Source organism: Ruegeria sp. HKCCD7303 (genome assembly GCF_013111185.1).
Lineage (GTDB): Bacteria > Pseudomonadota > Alphaproteobacteria > Rhodobacterales > Rhodobacteraceae > Ruegeria.
Genome location: NZ_WVRE01000015.1, coordinates 23800 through 40621, shown reverse-complemented (window position 1 = coordinate 40621; position 16822 = coordinate 23800). Strand labels below are relative to the sequence as shown.

Annotated in this window: 16 protein-coding genes; 7 read left to right on the top strand and 9 right to left on the bottom strand. The window is 52.7% G+C overall.

The window, feature by feature from the left end; translation table 11 throughout:
• Window positions 1–372 precede the first annotated feature (372 nt).
• The 5 genes from GS630_RS21850 to GS630_RS21830 all read right to left on the bottom strand — a co-directional run bounded on the left by GS630_RS21850 (window position 373) and on the right by GS630_RS21830 (window position 6467).
• Window positions 373–2088, bottom strand: a complete 1716-nt coding sequence (locus GS630_RS21850; RefSeq protein ID WP_253282942.1) for an adenylate/guanylate cyclase domain-containing protein — start codon at window positions 2086–2088, stop codon at window positions 373–375.
• Window positions 2089–2608: 520 nt separating this feature from the next.
• Window positions 2609–2989 carry a hypothetical protein gene (locus GS630_RS21845; protein ID WP_170337130.1) on the bottom strand — a complete coding sequence of 127 codons (381 nt, stop codon included), beginning with the start codon at window positions 2987–2989 and terminating at the stop codon, window positions 2609–2611.
• Between the two features lie 114 nt (window positions 2990–3103).
• Window positions 3104–4282 (bottom strand): carbohydrate porin, encoded by a 1179-nt coding sequence (locus GS630_RS21840; RefSeq protein WP_171621557.1) that lies wholly within the window; start codon window positions 4280–4282, stop codon window positions 3104–3106.
• The gene (locus tag GS630_RS21835) at window positions 4279–5043 is read right to left on the bottom strand and encodes a DUF3299 domain-containing protein (RefSeq protein ID WP_170337125.1); all 765 of its coding nucleotides are present in this window, start codon (window positions 5041–5043) and stop codon (window positions 4279–4281) included. Before GS630_RS21835 ends, GS630_RS21840 begins: the two co-directional genes overlap by 4 nt.
• Before the next feature lie 26 nt (window positions 5044–5069).
• On the bottom strand, window positions 5070–6467 hold the full coding sequence (locus tag GS630_RS21830) for an amidohydrolase family protein (RefSeq protein WP_170337131.1): 1398 nt from the start codon (window positions 6465–6467) through the stop codon (window positions 5070–5072).
• A gap of 132 nt (window positions 6468–6599) precedes the next feature.
• On the opposite strand from GS630_RS21830, the gene GS630_RS21825 reads away from it, so the two are divergent.
• From GS630_RS21825 to GS630_RS21815, 3 genes are all read left to right on the top strand, one after another.
• Entirely contained in the window at window positions 6600–7607 is a 1008-nt protein-coding gene (locus GS630_RS21825) for an AraC family transcriptional regulator (RefSeq protein WP_170357373.1), read from the top strand.
• A gap of 424 nt (window positions 7608–8031) precedes the next feature.
• A complete protein-coding gene (locus tag GS630_RS21820; RefSeq protein ID WP_171712249.1) occupies window positions 8032–9177 on the top strand; it encodes a lipocalin family protein in 1146 nt (381 codons plus the stop codon).
• Window positions 9174–10619: a hypothetical protein gene (locus GS630_RS21815; protein WP_216604519.1), complete on the top strand. Its 1446-nt coding sequence runs from the start codon at window positions 9174–9176 to the stop codon at window positions 10617–10619. Before GS630_RS21820 ends, GS630_RS21815 begins: the two co-directional genes overlap by 4 nt.
• A 464-nt stretch (window positions 10620–11083) precedes the next feature.
• On the opposite strand, the gene GS630_RS21810 is transcribed toward GS630_RS21815, so the two are convergent.
• Complete coding sequence (locus GS630_RS21810) at window positions 11084–11404, bottom strand: hypothetical protein (RefSeq protein ID WP_170817139.1); 321 nt, start codon at window positions 11402–11404, stop codon at window positions 11084–11086.
• Window positions 11405–11409: 5 nt separating this feature from the next.
• Window positions 11410–11883 (bottom strand): DUF6714 family protein, encoded by a 474-nt coding sequence (locus GS630_RS21805; RefSeq protein ID WP_170517511.1) that lies wholly within the window; start codon window positions 11881–11883, stop codon window positions 11410–11412.
• Window positions 11884–11954: 71 nt separating this feature from the next.
• On the opposite strand from GS630_RS21805, the gene GS630_RS21800 reads away from it, so the two are divergent.
• The gene (locus tag GS630_RS21800; protein ID WP_170517514.1) at window positions 11955–12422 is read left to right on the top strand and encodes a hypothetical protein; all 468 of its coding nucleotides are present in this window, start codon (window positions 11955–11957) and stop codon (window positions 12420–12422) included.
• A gap of 232 nt (window positions 12423–12654) precedes the next feature.
• On the opposite strand, the gene GS630_RS21795 is transcribed toward GS630_RS21800, so the two are convergent.
• The gene (locus GS630_RS21795; RefSeq protein ID WP_170517517.1) at window positions 12655–13077 is read right to left on the bottom strand and encodes a nuclear transport factor 2 family protein; all 423 of its coding nucleotides are present in this window, start codon (window positions 13075–13077) and stop codon (window positions 12655–12657) included.
• Between the two features lie 445 nt (window positions 13078–13522).
• Between GS630_RS21795 and GS630_RS21790 the strand changes: the two genes are divergently transcribed.
• The 3 genes from GS630_RS21790 to GS630_RS21780 all read left to right on the top strand — a co-directional run bounded on the left by GS630_RS21790 (window position 13523) and on the right by GS630_RS21780 (window position 15693).
• Entirely contained in the window at window positions 13523–14122 is a 600-nt protein-coding gene (locus tag GS630_RS21790; RefSeq protein WP_253285939.1) for a hypothetical protein, read from the top strand.
• A 188-nt stretch (window positions 14123–14310) separates the two neighbouring features.
• A complete protein-coding gene (locus tag GS630_RS21785; protein ID WP_170517523.1) occupies window positions 14311–15123 on the top strand; it encodes a hypothetical protein in 813 nt (270 codons plus the stop codon).
• 165 nt (window positions 15124–15288) lie between these two features.
• Window positions 15289–15693 (top strand): lipocalin-like domain-containing protein, encoded by a 405-nt coding sequence (locus GS630_RS21780; protein WP_170517526.1) that lies wholly within the window; start codon window positions 15289–15291, stop codon window positions 15691–15693.
• Between the two features lie 432 nt (window positions 15694–16125).
• Here the strand turns inward: GS630_RS21780 and GS630_RS21775 are convergent, their stop codons facing one another.
• On the bottom strand, window positions 16126–16722 hold the full coding sequence (locus GS630_RS21775) for a hypothetical protein (protein ID WP_170517529.1): 597 nt from the start codon (window positions 16720–16722) through the stop codon (window positions 16126–16128).
• Window positions 16723–16822 lie beyond the last annotated feature (100 nt).

Genomic DNA, 16822 nt, shown 5'->3' with positions numbered 1-16822 from the left:
TTGCAGCGACCAAGGACGAAGTCTGGAAGCTCATGGAACTGCACGCGGTGGTCGCTCATGGAGAGGACCCCAGCTCGTGGGATGCCGACACTCGGGCATATCTGGAAACACTAATAAAGCCCGCTTGATCAAATAAATTAAGCTTCAAGTTCCTACGGATAATCGGCCAAAATTATCAACTTGGTTGCTTAACCGCGAAGGGCAGCTTTCGTCTGCTACTGGGAAATTGCTGGGCCCATTTGTGAGTATCCGGGTTTGGACTGCGGCCTACCGCCAAGGCGCCTAGAAGCGCACGGCCATCACGAACCCAAATCGGAAACGTGTGAGATTGGTTTGCATCACAAACCATCCTGCTACAGCGAAACCTTGCTCCTATTCAGGCAAACCGGCTAGTCGCAATGACGCACAGTCTTTCTCCAGCCTTTTTCTGTCAGAGAAAAGTTGAGTATTCGCCCAGTCCGATATGGAAAACTGAGGGCGGTATTTCATCACATTCCGTGCTTCATCGCGAGCGGCCTCAAGGTTCTCCGTCTCTACATGGACGATTACGAGGTCGAGGTGACCAAAGCCTTCAACCCTTTGACCATATTCGGTGAATGCTTTCTTGGCTTCCTCGTATTGACCGTCGAGTCGAAGGGCTAAACCCAGAACGCCTGCATACCAACCTGGATAGTGAGGGTTCAGGGTAATGGCTTGTTGTGCGACTTGGATCGCTTCATTTGCCTGGCCATTGAAAGCTAGGGTGATTGACAGTCTGGCAGCCACGTCAGCGTGGTTTGGATTCAGCGCTAGTGCCTCGTTGAACTTCTCGATAGCCGAAACCAGCTTGCCATCGATTGCATCCGCAAAACCCGCAATAGCGTGAGCCTCTGGGTTGTAGCTGTCTATTTCCAGAGCCCGCTGAGCGCAGTCACGAGCCTCCGCTAGCGCGGCACGCCGGTCAGCAACAAATCCATGTCGTGCTTCGACAGTGCAAATGAATCCCAAAGTACAATACGGAGCCGAGTAACCCGGGTCGAGTGCAATTGCCTGTTGTGCAAATCGGCGAGCGTCGGCCTGAGCTTCCCTGGTAATTCTGCGCGAAGCCTCAACGGCCTTTAGTTGAGCGGTCCACGCGCCTAGGTTATTTGTGCCGGATCCTCTGAAACGAGCCATTTCTCCCGCCAACAGTTCGACTTGAAGCTCGGTTGCAATCCTAAGTGCGATTTCATCCTGAACTTCGAATACATCTTCAATGAGGCGATCATAGCGGTCTGCCCAAATATGCATGCCGGACTTTGCATCGATTAGCTGTGCTGTGATCCTCACCCGGTTACCGCTTTGACGGACACTTCCCTCAAGAACAAGATCGACACCCTGCTCCAGACCGACCTGTTTCACGTCAACGGAGCGACCTTTGTAGACGAATGTAGAGTTACGCGCGACGACTAGTAAATTCGGGAGTTTTGATAAAGTGGTGATGATCTCTTCGGTAATTCCATCTGCAAAAAACTCCTGATCCGGGTCAGAAGAAAGATTATCGAAAGGTAAGACGCCGATTAGCAGAGACTTTGTATGGCTAGCCGGAGTTACTCGCGGTGGGGCAGAACCTGGCGGCGACCATTGGAAAACTTCTATTGGTGACGGCGCGTTCTTAAACTGTCGCTCTCCAGCGCGATAAAATTGCTCAGCGAGGCGCTCGTCAAGGCTGCGATGGACGACATCTGAAATTAACACAGCCCCTTCGTTGGAAGCCTCTTGTAGACGTGCAGATAGATTGATGCCATCGCCGAAAATGTCATCTTCGTCGAATACGACATCTCCAAGATGCACACCCACTCGTAGTTTCAATGAGGACTGAGTCGACACCTGGCTTTGAAGATCAAGGGCGCATCGTACTGCATCAGATACCGAGTTAAACTCGACTATCCATCCATCACCCATCCTCTTAACGACATTACCTCGATGATCGCTAACCAAAGGATCAAATAACTCTCGACGTAGAACACGAAGTTCGCTGAGAGTCCTATTTTCATCTGCCTTAATCTGGCCTGAGTAGTTTACTACATCTGCCGAGAGTACTGCGGAAAGTCTGCGGTCTCCATTCATGTCTATTGGTAACGCAAATTACGCTGCTTGGAAAAGACAACATGATTTCCTGAACGTCGCGCATGTCCTAGTGAACGGTTTGGTGCAAAACTGAAAAGCTTGACTGTGAATGCCTGCTTCGGGCTGGACCTGCCAAACATGCAAGCTGCGGAGAATGGCCGCTTCGAGCCCAAACCAACCGATGTTGCTGAAAGCACCAATGTCAGCGATGCGCAGAAAGCAGACTTTGCAAAGTCCGGTTGACCACATTGTCCACCAAAGGCGACAGTTCTGCTTCGCGACTGGGCTATACATAGCCCTCAAAGCGTATTGTTTGCGGGACTTCAGTTGCACCGTTTTCCTGAGCGAGTAGGGCGCGTGCTGACGAAAAGGTAGCAAGCGCAAAAAGAACAAGAAGGGCCTTTATCATCGTAGCGCCTCGGATCCGGGTTTTGAACTTGGGCCGGGGTTCACAAATGATCGCCCCGGCCAGCGTCAGGGCAAACGAGGTAGTTCTTGCCCTGAAACATCGTACTTTCGCCTAATTTAGAAGATCACCGACGATGCCGACGGCATCGACCACGGTAGACAGGTCATTCGTAACTTCGAGGACTTCGTCATCGACCAGAATGTAGCGGTTTCCTTTGCCCGGCTCCCCAAGCTTCCATTTGGAAAGGTCCCCAATATCCTCGAACTCCAGGTCAGATGGGAGCTTGGCACCGCGCGTGTAGCGCTTGATCTGTCCAGGTGGTACAGCTTTTGGGCCTTTGCCGGGTTTGTCTTCTATCTGAATGCTGACATCACCGTTCTTGCCCCCCTTGTTCGGCTTTTTACCCTTGTTGTCTTTGGCATGGGCATCGCTGCCTCCAAGGATGAAAAACACAACTGCTAAGGCTGCAAGAATTCCGTATGCAATCTTCATAGATTGTTCCTTTGCTTCCCAACTTCATTCGACCGGCGTTGAAAATTCCGGCACGCGCTTGATCTCTCTTAGTTGCCCTTTGGCACACCCCTTAGTGACTGCCTTCACCCCGCATTAGAAAACGATCCGGGTTCTTAGACCGAACAGGGTAATCCGGTCCTGATCGGGATTTAGAAGCGGGTCGGAAATGAATTGTACCGATGGCGTGATCTGCAGTCCGGGTGAGATTGAAAAGCGGTAGAAAGCTTCAAGCGTGAACTGATCGCCATCTATGCCTCTTGCTTCGGCCCAGTTTAGGCCCAGACCGGCCAAATCGGTGTTGCGACCATAGTAACCGAGACCGGCAGAAATCGACCGTTCATAAAGCGCTGCGGTTCCCTTCGAGGCCCCTGCACGGAAGAACGGCATCCATTTATTGTCAACAAACCATGCGGCGGAAAACGCTGCGCCGTAATCTTCTGCTCGACTGCCATCGTCAGCCGCATCCGCATGCCAGAGGGTCAGACGGATATTGTCGAAGTAGATGCGATCAAAGCCGGACGTGTACCCAAGTTCGAGCGACTTGAAGAGATTGCCGTCGCTAAACACATCAAAGTTTGGATCGGACGGGTCGGCGTTTGCGTCTGATACGCTGGCAACGGCGTAGAGGTTCTCGCTCAGCTTTACCCCACCGGCAATACCAAGGCCTTGGTTGGGCGTGTTGATTGTCGGGTTGGTATTGAAAGACAGGTTTTGAAAACCACTGTAGGGGCTTACCAACCCGTAGATATCCACAAAGTCCGTTACATCAATCTGGCCGACTTGCAGCGCCCACGACCCATTCTCAGCCCTTTGGGTCCAGAACAAATTGGTCAGAAGCAAACCGTTGTCATTGAAGGCTGTTCCCGTGATTGAAAGGGCTCCGCCATCCAGCCCGAGAAATTGCGGAGCAACGTCAGTATAACTGTGCCTGTCTTCGATCTTGAATGTCAGAGACCCCCGTTCAGTTGCCTGCCAACTGCCGTAGAACCGCGCAATTCCGCTGGCTGCTTCGCCGGTTCCCAGATCAGCATCCGTGGTTTGGCCCAATGCCAGGTAGTCAATGTTGAACCGAAAACCACCCTCAGCCAGTCGGTCTTTCCACTGAAACCAACCCGGTGCGATGTTGCGTGGAAAATCGGAACGATATTGCGGATCGGTGAGCCCGTCTCCGGGCGCAAGATCGGCTTCGACTGAAGATGGCCCGGATAGTCCCTGAGCCGACGCTGCGCCAGCAAATGCAATGCTCAATGCGGCAACCAGGAGTCTTATCATTTTGACGCCTGTGCCCCACCGGTCTTGCGATTTCCTGCCGCGCGGATGCGATCAGCAGCACGCTGCTTCCATTCCAACCTGTCTGCCTCGGTTTCCAGAGTTTCGACACGTTCCGCCTCTAGCTGGAAAGTCGCATTCATAGGCATGAGGCCATCCACAACCATCATATTATGAACGGAAGGATCGATAGTCAGCGTGCCTGTCAGCCGAACGGGTTCGTGGAAATAGCTAGGCGCCCAGTCCCCGTTCAACCGCACACGGATCATCTGGTTAGGCGGAGGTGGAGGCATGTGGCTGCACATCCCTCTTTCTGGCACCAAATACGCCACAGGCCGGCCGTCCGGATCGCTTGGAGCAGGAATGGCAAAGCCCGCGAGTGTGATTGTTCTGCCGTCGAATTGCGGGTTTCCGCTCGTTCCAGCCTTTCTTCGACGTTCAGTCACAACCTCGCGCTGATCGAGTAACCAGTCGACGTCAATTCCGTCTGACACCAAGGCGTCTTCGGTCTCTGCTAAAAGCAATTGCCATTTCTGCCGTTCTTCGGCGCTGCCAACCTCCTGCTGCAACCTGCCGCGTATACGCACAACGAAAAGAACATCGTCGAACTGTTCGGGGCTGAGTTCACGATAGGGGTCATCAAAGACCTGCGCAGACGGATCTGGCAGATCTGCCCAGTCCAACGCGGTTCCAGGCGTCGCCGCAGCATCATAACCGCACAAAACCAACCCTGCGAATACTGCGGAGCAAAACCAATTTCGCATGAATGCTCTCCGGCTGCTTTATCTGGTCAATCCAGTGTGTTTTTGTAGATCACACCGTCCTTCATGATCAGGCGGATTGTTTCCGGGCTGTCCGGCCTCGGGTCCGCACCGAACCACTGATCGCCTGTTCCAACGACAGAGAAGTCTTCGAGGGGGTTGCCGTCTATCAGCAGGATGTCGGCATAGGCGCCTTCTTCGATCACACCCAGTTTGCCTTCCGGATAGGGGTTCATGAAATCACCGCTAAGTGCCGCGATCTCGCCACCTACCGAAGTTAGGGTTACCATCGACGCATAGGGGCCGAAGAAATGGTTATTCAGATGTTTCTCGTAGGCGATCTGGATGTTGCACGCTTCGACCGAGCCGACGCAATCGGTTTGGAAACCGCGCGGCGCCGGGCATTCCTTCATACTTGGAATGTAGGCTTCGAAGGTCGCCGAGGCCGATTTGGCCTTCCTCAAACTGTTGGGGTTGTTTTTCACGGAAGGAACATCAAGTAGGCCTGGATCAAATGCTGTGATGTTCGTCGTGATGTACGCTCCTTTTTCTTTCATCAAAGCAGAAATCTCGCAGTCAAAGTGAAATCCGTGTTCAATGGTTCTGACCCCTGCATTCAGGGCATTGATGATCGCTTCTTTGCGGTAGGAATGTGCCATGACATAGGTGCCGTACTCGTTGGCAACCTGAACAGCGGCCTCGATCTCTTCTTTCGAACCGGCGAGCAACTGCCATGGATCGAATGCCGAAATCACCCCACCTGATTGCATGAACTTCAATTGCGTGGCACCCATGCGCAGGTTGTTGCGGCCATACATGTAAATTTCGTCAACACCGTTGACCTGTTGGGCCATATTCAGAGTCCCAAAGTTGGTCACCCCACCCGGCGGAGATGTGAAGGATGCGAAATCGGCGTGACCACCACGTGTTCCGAGAAATGCCCCGGAAGGATAAAAGCGGGGGCCGACGATCTGGCCGGCGTCAATTGCGCGCCGCAGCCCGCCGCCAGCGCCCCCGGCATCGCGAACGGTCGTGAAGCCCTGCATCAGGTACATTTCGGCCATCCGGGTCCCGTGGATGGCGAAATCCTCCCAGGTCGAGTTGGTTTCCATCTCGGCAATCGATGGCCCCATGAGCATCAGGTGCGCGTGATTCTCTATAAAGCCCGGTGTCAGAGTGCGCCCACCGCCGTCGATAACCGTCGCGCTCGGCGCATCAATGGCATCGGTTGAGACGGACTTGATCAGATTGCCCTCGACCAGAACACTGGCATTTTCAATGCGTTGCTCATTCACACCGTCGAAGACATGCACGTTGGTAAACAGCGTTTGGGGTTCTTCTTGATCCTGAGCCTGCGCGGTCGCCGAAAAAGAAAGAACTGCCGCGACAATTGCCGTCGAGCAAAGAGACATTCGTAAGCCGGACATAAGTACTCCCTTCATATTCATGTTTTGCCAACTATAGTCTGGAATTCATTGGCTCGGTTGCCCCTTTTGAATTAGGATGTACGAATGTGACTGCAAAAATGGCCACTTCTTAAAGCTAATCCAACAAGGGTTATGAGCTTGCCTTTCAACTCCACCTCCCGAGAGCATAGCGAGGGCTTTGTTCGCCTCTCTTTAGCCGCTCCCTTTCTGCAATATCTCACCGAACGTAAGATCAATCCGCAACCAGCATTGGATCAGGTCGGCTTGAAAGCTGAACTGATGACTAACCCATCCGTGTTCGTTCACTCCGAGTTGGTTTACGGCTTGGTAAATGCTTTCTCAGAAGTATCAGGGGATCGATACCTAGGACTGAATGTAGGGGAAGCGTTTGACCTACAAGGATGGCCGCCCTTCGCTCAAGCCTTGCAATCTACAAAAACGCTGTTCGAGTTTTTTACCCGCTTTGTTGAGCTCGTGCCGCAGGAGTCCAATTCTGTGCGGCACAGCCTTGTCATTGAAGCAGACAAAGCGACTTATCGTATCGAGAGGCAACAGGAACCAACCGTCCCACCCATTCAGGTGACCGGTTTTGGTGCCGCAATCTATGTACGCCTATTGCAGACCGTCGTCGGAGAGTCCTGGGACTCTTCCCGTGTGCGATGGGAAAGCAGATACATCAATGGGCTGCCTATCGACTACAAAGGGATCGAGGTTGGCCTTGGGACTGATCCCGGAATGCAAATTAGTTTTCCTGTGGAATGGTTGTTTTTGCACCACGTCTCTGAGGGTTCTGCCAAGCCCATAGCATCACTTCGACAAGATGAAGAAGTAACCGTGGTGGCAGCTTTGCGATCTGTCTTACGCGACAAACTGGATGAAACCGATTTGGGACCAGAGATGGTGGCTGGAATGCTGGGAATACAACCGGAACGGTTTCTGAAAGCGCTTCAAAAACAAGGCACAACGCTACCGCGCGAAATCAAACGGCTGCGTATCGATGTCGCCAAGGAGCACCTCAAACAAAACCAGATGACAATTGCAGAGATCGGACTGATGCTCGGCTATTCTGACAAGTCCCATTTCACTCGCTTTTTCCGAGGTCAGACCGGAATGACACCGACCAAGTTCCGAAGCAAGTAAATGTGGTCGAGCCAAATGAACGCTTCGAAGATTAGGTCCTCGTGGGATCAGTTCGGAGAAGTTGTAGTGCGACGTTGAACATGTTAGTCGACGACATGAATGGTTGGTTGCCACCGCCGATACAACCTCTGCAACTGGCCGTTTCGTTGTGTATTTCGGAGTTAGCAAAGCTTGGTTGCGAAGGTCCGCTTCGGGCTGGGACTTGCCGAATACCAGTGCAGCATGCCTTTAATTTTGAGTGGTAGGTCTGGGTCAGAGTTGCCGTTCACTGCGATAACCATGATCGGCCGTTGGTGGCTCTTAGAAGCCGTAAACCTCAATGCAGAAAAACAAATGCCAGCAAAAAGAAGATGCTATGGTGATCATTGAGATGATGGGCCCAGCAATAGAGGGTGTGAAGTTTTAAGGGAGGCGAACCGCAGCGATGAGGAAGCTATTTCTTACAGCTATTGTAGCCATCGGGTTCGGAGTTGGAATTTACTCAGCGCTGCCTACCCAGCAGCCAGAGGGTTCCTTTCCAAGTGACGTTAGGGGGCCTGATTTCGCATCACTGTTGGCAAACATCTCTGATGATGAAGGCTTCGAACGGCCATCCTCAAATTGGAAACTGGAGCTGCCCGAGGATCATGGTGCCCATGTTAAGTCACGCACTGAGACTTGGCAGCTACTTACTCATTTAAGCGATGAAGATGGCAACGAACTTGGTTTCCAGTTCTTGTTCTTACGCATTGGCATTGTACCTCCAACGTCACCGCCGCAGGATTCAATTTGGGACGTCAGACAGCTTGAACGGGTGCACATCGCACTTCTCGACGCAAACTCGGCGAAAGTCGCGAGCGAGGAACGGTTCGGACGGGGAATACCCAGGATCTCGGGTTTCGATTGGAATGCTGCGGAGCTTCGAATGGATAATTGGTTCCTCAGTTTCGCAGATGACGGATCACCGGCGACGCTTAAGCTCTATGCGACAATTAGCGACAAGGCTGTCGTGGAGTTTGATATGCGACCGGTGAAGCAGGCTGTTGCCTTGGAACCGGATGGCGCAGACGCACCTTTTGTGGGTTATTCAATCACGCGTCTGACCGTTGATGGAACCGTTGATCAAGGACAGGGAAAGAAAAGGGTCACAGGAACCGCATGGTACGATCATTTATGGGGTGAGCTTCCGGTGCCAGGTGCAGGACCGGTCGCATGGGATCGTTTGCAGCTTCAACTTGAGGATGGAGCCGAGATCTCGGCAGTGCGCTCACGGAGGATCGATGGAAGAGGCGCAGCGTCCGTTAACGGCGCTATATTTGAACCCAATGGTGAAGTCATTTCCTTGGACGTGGGGACCATTAAAATGACGGCTTTTCGAACTTGGCAATCTCCCTATACCGGGGTCGAATATCCAATCGAATGGCAACTTGAAGGCCCCGATCTGGACATAACGATTGAGCCCTTGTTTGACGCCCAGGTGCTTGATTTTTCCGTCCCGTTCTGGAGCGGTATCGTGCGGGTCAGGGGAAATCGCGCCCAGGAAGCGGTCTCCGGATTTGGGACGCTGCAACTGACAGGATATGAACAGTGATTAGAGGAGGAGTAGCAATCGGCGGCGTCGCCGTACTGTTGGGCGCTTTCGCCGCCGGAGCGTTCTGGCTCTACGCAGCTTTTGACGACCGGGAAACAGCCTCTGACACGAGCCAGTTCCGCTCTCCGACAGGACCAGTTCCGCCTTCGGTGCAGCGCCCTGGTGACGTCGATGCAGGCCGTCACGCTCTTCTAAACGCTCCCTACGTCAGCTGTGGTATTCCGTATAACGCTTATCGCCGCCTGAATCCCGAAACCGCCGAAAACGAACGTCTTCCGGGGCGTGAGGGTCGGAACGCTGAACTGTCTTATGCACTCACCTCGCATGTGAACGAAGATGGGGTCGAGGTAATCTCCAATAATTGCCTGACGTGCCATGCCGGACGCCTCAACGATGAGATCATCATCGGTCTGGGAAACGAATTTGGGGACTTCACGCGCGATCCGAGCAGGCTGGTTCTCCAAACAGGAAATTACGTTCGTGGAGCTGCCGAAACGAAAGCCTGGGAGCACTGGGCTGACCGCATCGACGGTATTGCGCCTTACGTCCAAACAAAAACGATTGGTGTAAACCCGGCGACCAACCTGACCTGGGCACTCATGTCCAGGCTCAATCCTGAAACGCTGAAGTGGTCAGAGACACCGCTTATTGACCCGCCACCGCAAGACCCGCTGCCAATCAGTGTTCCGCCTTGGTGGGGAATGAGCAAGAAGAACGCGATGTTCTATACGACAATCGGTCGGGGCGACCACGCGCGCTTCATGCTCCTGGCGTCAATGCTGTGCATTGATGGCACTGAAGATGTTGCAGACATCGTCGCCTATGCGCCTGACATTCGTGCCTTCATTGCCTCATTGGCGGCTCCAGCCTTCCCGTATCCTGTCGATGCAGAGCTGGCAGCTGACGGAGAGGGTATTTTTCTTCGTGAGTGCAGCGCTTGCCACGGTACATACGGGGCAAATGAGACCTTTCCAAATCGCGTCTATCCGGTTTCCGAAATTGGAACTGACCCCGCATATGCAACTGAGGCGACGGATGGATCGCGAGACCGGTTCTACGCCTGGGTGGCACGTTCTCCTTTCGGAGATACTGAAAGTGCCAACCCTGCACCTGGCTATATAGCACCTCCACTCGATGGGATCTGGGCCACGGCACCCTATCTACACAACGGTTCAGTGCCAAATATGGAGGCTTTACTCCTTAGCGACTTGAGGCCGAAATACTGGCGGCACCTGTTCGATCCACGAAATTACGATCCCCAAACGATGGGCTGGCGCTTTGAAGTCCTTTCAGCCGGGCAAGAAAGTGAATCAGACCCAGATAGGCGAAGGCTGATCTATGACACCACGTTGAGAGGCTACGGTAATCAGGGCCACACCTACAGTGACGAATTAAGCGATAAAGAACGGTCTGCCCTACTTGAATACCTAAAGACCATTTAGTGTAACTCATTTGTTTTTGGTGCAGCAGCTCGGAAGGTCCAAGCTGCGCGGAGTGGAAGACGGGACTTGCTCGGCTGTCCGCTTCGTCCGCGAAGCTGGTATTGCAAAGCCTTGTTTTGAATGTCTGCTTCGGGCTGGGACCAGCCAATCATGCTTGCTGCGGAGAACGGCAACACTGAGCCCAATTTACCCGTTTTGATTGTTGTAAACATCCGGAGGTTATGCCGACCCTTCCGTCATCCATGTGCTCCACTCGGGTGATCGGTTTAGGGCTTTTCCGTCTGCACCCGCTGAATGTGCAATGCTGTAGGCTACAATACTTCCTTCTCAATGGAGTGGGGTACTATGGTGTTCGACTGGTTCGAAAACAGGGAAAATTGACAAACCAACAAAATCGCAACGGTCGTATTCGTTCAGTCTAAATTGGCCTATGGGTTCTTAAGTCACACCGTGCTGGGCAAATCTTACCAATCCTTAAAGAAAATCGCCCAAACAACAGCAATGATGACTCCGGCGCCGGCTGCGAACACCAATGCTATGGCGCTGAAGAACAAACGCGACTGGCTGGAGCGGCGGATAATCGAAAAGTGAATTCTAATCTGGCCTCTAAGCAAACCATCTGCTGCCATCGATAAAGCAAAAAGGCCAAGAGACAGCGCACTGGATCCCCCCCATAGCCGTTGCCATTGCTCATCCTCAGTCAATGCCAACGGCAAACCGGTTACGACAAAAAGCGCTGCGAAGACCCACATCAAATACGTAGATATCATCAAACCGGTAACCACATGCCTTATTCTATCCAGTAGTTAATCAATGCGGCTTGTGCAAATTCACCAAGATTAGGGTGGTCGCTGAAATGGTACAGAAACCTCAACACGACCTCCTTCTGTGCAGGCGTCAATTGGTTGAACTTGGACTTCCGGAACTCGTGCAGCAATTCTTTCGATGTGCCGGGGTCGAGTGCCCGAAGAATGCTTTCACTGGCATATTCCGGGCTGTCTGAATTTCGCAGAGTCCATATCAGATACGCGGGCAAGTAGTACTGAAAGGCTTTGGGGCTGAAAGCCGTGGGGGCAGCGTAACTGTATACGATCATTTTACCGGTCATCTCATGCCATTTGACCCCGCCGTAGAATTCAAGAATATCCACGTCATCCATACATTCGGGGTGAAGCAGTTCATCATCAGCAGGTGGATCAAGGCCGTCAAATGCAGCAATGATCTGAGTTGCAAGAGCTTCCGTTGTTGTCGTTACCTTTGGCATGGTGACATATTAAACTGGCTGAAACCCCGAAATCGAGCGTGTCAGCAACAATTCGGATTCGAGTGATTGCAATGGATAACGGACAGAGGCTCTTTCAGGACGTCAGTCATGAATTCCACGACAATTCCATTTATGCCCTAAAATTGGTTTCGCCTGACCCAGACAACAATGACTGGGTGAGCGAACTAATACTCGATATCGACCACATTGAGGAGTGGATCAGGCAGGACAACGAGCAATTCAGTTTTTCCGTTTCCCAGGTCAATCTGTGTTTCGAGGGCGTTTCCGATCTGTTCGTTTCCTTTTCGTTTCCGAAATCGACCGTTACACCGCTGCCAATCGACCGGATTACCCGGTCCAGAGAACCAGTTCGGATCCACGGAATAGATTATTCCGAATTTGCCTGGACCATCGGGCTGAATGACCGCCGCGGCGGTCGCATTTGCTTCCACGCTACTGGGTATCGCTTTGAAAGCGTCGGAAAACCCGTCACCTGCGAGGAACAATATATACCCAAACACTTGCGCCTACCGCAGTAGGTGCAGAAGACTGTGTGACCACCTCGGCAACGAATGCCATAGGAACCCACCTGCCATCTCACTTCAATCGCAATTGGGTACGCATTTGGTAGGAGGTACTGCACCTGTCACAGTTGGCTGCGAGTGTATTCAGCATAGTTAGACCAAATACGTAAACGAGTTTTCGTTTGCTAAGGATCAGCTTTGCCGCGCCTTTCAGATGCTACAATGCCCGCTTTGCGTGGCGATATCACTATGAGAAAGTACCGCCGCCCTGTCTGGCATGGTCGTCGCGGTCGAACCAAACCAAAGACAACTGTATCAAGCCATTGTCGTCGAGGGTCCACTCCTCCCAGCCCAACAGGCGAACAGGAGAATTTTCACGCCTTCCGGGACCGACGAGCATACCGGTAAAGAGAGCGTGGTTCCCTGATAAACGAAAATCATGCAGCAACACGGAAGAACCAGGGAAATCGCGGAAGAACGGGGCTGCGTAATCCGAAGCAATTGCTTCCCGACCTTGTATCGCCGCGCCGGAATTGAGCCGAGCCGCCCCGTCTTCTGCGAAATGTGCTGCTACCTGTGCCGGATCGTTGGAACTCCACGCAGCAGCATACGAAGAAGCTTTCTCCAGCGCATCAGCAAACAACATTTTGGTTGCTCCTTTCTCGAACATGGCCACTCTTTGGCTTTGAGGGTGAGACCATGGACTTATCTTAGACGCGTATGTGCAATAAGTCATAGGTATCCGCGTTTTAGGCGTTCAATCCCAGCGCAGCGAAAGAGTGCTCCTCAAACCGGGCGCTCGCAGACCCAGCGGCGAAAATGTCGGACGAACTAAATTTTCTTGTTGCTGCGGAGGTAACAAAAGTCCGCCACAAAGTTTGTGCCAGCCGATATTCAGTAATCACGTGTTTGGCAGGCTTCGCTGCTGTATTCTACAAATCGTGAGCGCTATTCCGTGGACCCAATCAGAGCATACGACTAGCATCAGTGATTACTCAGCACGAAGGGAGACACACATGTCGAAGTTCACTAATAGAACAACTGCCCATAGGGTTGCTGCACTCGTAATCTGCTGTTTCGCAATGGCTGCACAGGCTCAATCGGCGAGTGAGGAGATGTCATTTTTCATAACCAGTGTGGGTAAGGGGGACGGCGCCAATCTGGGCGGGCTAGAAGGCGCCGATGCTCACTGCAATGCGCTTTCTTCTGCGGCCGGTTCTTCCAAATCCTTTGCAGCTTACCTGAGCACCTCAATGTCCATTGATCGCAGCACCGACCCGATGACAATCACCAATGGCATTTCTGCGCGCGACCGGATCGGGTCGGGCCCTTGGTATAATGCCGATGGAGAGCTTATCGCCAACAATGTTGAAGACCTGCACAGTGACGGTGTGAATATCAATCTTCAAACCGCGCTCGACGAGAATGGTAACCCTGTCAATGGGCGTGGCAGTCAGCCGAACAAACATGACATTCTGACAGGCTCCGATTCCGCAGGACACTTTTCGACGGCAGGTGGCGATACGACGTGCAGCAACTGGACTTCGAATAGTGAAGACGGGTCTGCGATTGTTGGGCACCATGACCGTGTAGGTCTCAACGATGCTCGAAACATGTTGTCCTGGAACTCATCGCACGGCTCGCGCGGTTGCGGGGAGGAACATCTGCCACGTTCTGGCGGGGCGGGCCTGTTTTATTGCTTCGCAACTGACTGATCAGGCGGCATTGGAGCGCGTGTCAGCAATATTGCACCTGGTATTGCTAAGTTAGTTTTTAGGGTCACGTTCTGGAAACGGTTTTTGGGCAGCAAAGCCCGATTGCCGTTTAGACCTGTGGCCGACACCGAATTAGGAGATTCGCAATTTCTATCGACAGTTTCGCGGACTCTGAGATTGGAAAACACTTGACCGACGCTGCACGTCGTTGTCGCATGGTTTTCTTCACCGGACTACCAGCATCTGGAAAGTCGTTCCTGTTGCGTCAGCAGATATCCATTGCGATCTCCTTGGGACGTCGTGTGCATATCATGCGTTGGGACACGGGGCTCGCGGCGTTTCAGACCGAAGACATACTCGAGAGTTATCCAGATGTTTCAGATGGAACTCATCCGTTGGTACGAAGGGCCGCTGGATTGTGGGGGCGGAGAGCCCTGGCGCGATGGCTGGTAGAGAATACCGACCCCACAGACATGATTGTCGGTGAAGTCCCTATCATCGGAAACAGGTTTTCCGAGTTCATCCAGGTGCAGCCGGATCAGGTTGAACCAACCTTAGCATCCGAGGAAACCACATTCATCTATCCTGTTCCCACAAAAAGCTTGCGTGCCGATCTCGAAGCCATCCGAAGGTCAACGTTTGCGAACCCAAAACATCCTGATGAGGCCAGAGATGCGCCTCCACCGACAATGGAACTGGCCTGGCGCCTAACATGCGCCAAGGCTGTTGAATTGGGCTTAGTCTCTAAGGTTGACACCCATTCTCCGTATGAGGAGGCGATCTATGTCCGATTTTTTGAGCACCTGCTGCAACACCGAAACGCCGTCAGAATTGCGGTCGATACGATTTATTCAGATGCCGGGTCAGCCCATGACCTGAATGCGAACATCATGGAACTCAGTGCAAGCCCAAACGAAGTGCAACGTGCTGTCGCAGAGGTAGAGGCTGCTTTCACAGTCCAGGAAGTCGTCCGAGACGTCGAAAACTGGTATCAGGTGTAGTCCCGGGCAAAAGTCAGCTCCATTGGTATACCCGAAACCGATAAGGTTGGTTGCGAAGGTCCAAATTGGGCTGCGAGCGGCCAATGATGCTGACCGCAGGTAGCGGCAGTTCTAAGTTCAACCAGCCGTTGCCGGGCAGCCATTTGCTGGGTTAGCCTTGTCAGTATGAGCGCGAACGTTTCGATCATCGGGACATGGGTATTGAAGAGTTTCGTCGCGGAGTTTGACGACGGCTCCACTCTCCAACCCTACGGCGACAACCCGCAAGGCCGCATCGTCTACGCGGGCGATGGGTTCATGTCGGCTCACTTATGGAACCCCGACACCCATGTTGAGGGAACCAACTCACGTGACTACCCAAGCTACTTCTCGTACTGCGGTGATTGGTCAATTGAAGGCGAAGTCGTTCGGCACCGAGTTCATGCTTCGACCGAAGCATCTTGGGCTGGGCAGGACAAATTGCGAACCATGGCGTCAATCGGCGAGCTACTGGAATTGACGGCGGAAGAGGTCGTGTTCGGGGGAAAGGAAGGAAGGGGTATTTTGGTTTGGGAACGCCTTAAGAATTAGCCGACAGCGGCAATCGGCCAACGATCACTTCGTTCGCAACTAGGGAGTTGAAAAGTCTAGTTTCGAGTGTCGGCTTTGGGCTGCGTGCGGCCAATCATGCTAACAGCAGACAACGATGGCACCGAGCCCAATTCAGTCGTTTACAGCAGACAACATGATTTCCTGGACGTCGCGCATGTCCTAGTGAATGGCTTGGTGCAAAACTGAAAAGCGTGATTGTGAATGCCTGCTTCAGGCTGGTTGCGGTCAACCATGCTCATCGTAGAGACTGGTAGTACATGGTTCCGCAGAGCAGTGTTGGCGAAATGCTTGTCCGGGGCGCTTTGGTTCCTAGCAGGAGAGGCGCTTAGAAGAAGCGCGCACTACTACAACGACAGTCGCCATATAAGACTTCGTATGTAAAATATTGGGTAATGGCGGCAGGTAACTGTACTAGCGGTCTGGGTCTGTATCGAGTTTGCCCCAGAGATCATCAACCAGATCTGAGAAGCCATCATTCGAGGTCCCCTTGGGCAGTAGACCAGCTCTTCGCCGGCGTTCGATCTCGGCCAGTAGTTCCTCCTCTGTAGCTGTTTCAACCACATCACATCGAAGAGCTTCAATCTCGTCCGCTGTCCACGACTCAAATTTGTCAGCGTAGAAGCCCAGGGAATACGGCTCGTCATCAGAAATCTGTTTGATCACAGCATTCCAATCGTCATTCTGGTTCGATGCCTTTTCGATCCTCTCGTCTGGTTCGCGAATGGACTCACGGATCAACGGCAGCAGCTTTGCCTGAGCGCTTTCTTCACCAGCACCAGTCCCTGCAAGCCAAAGGTCTGCCATCTTGCGAACAAGCGACCAAACAGTTTGATTTCGTGGGTGGTCTTCGATTCTGCCGCCAAGGCCTCGTTCTTCAACACCGAGCTGTTCAGATGCCCTCTCATTCATGCGGATATCGTAATTAGACACGTCAGCCAGATCTGAAGCGTTCTCAGCCACAGCTCGGGCGACCTCTTGATCACCAACATAGACAACCACCTTCAACATCCCGCTACCTCTTCCTTCGCCGGTTCATCACTCGGTCCAGGTGGCTGTAGTCTAGATCTCGCATTATCCTTTGAACTCGCTCTGGATCGACTTCTCGATC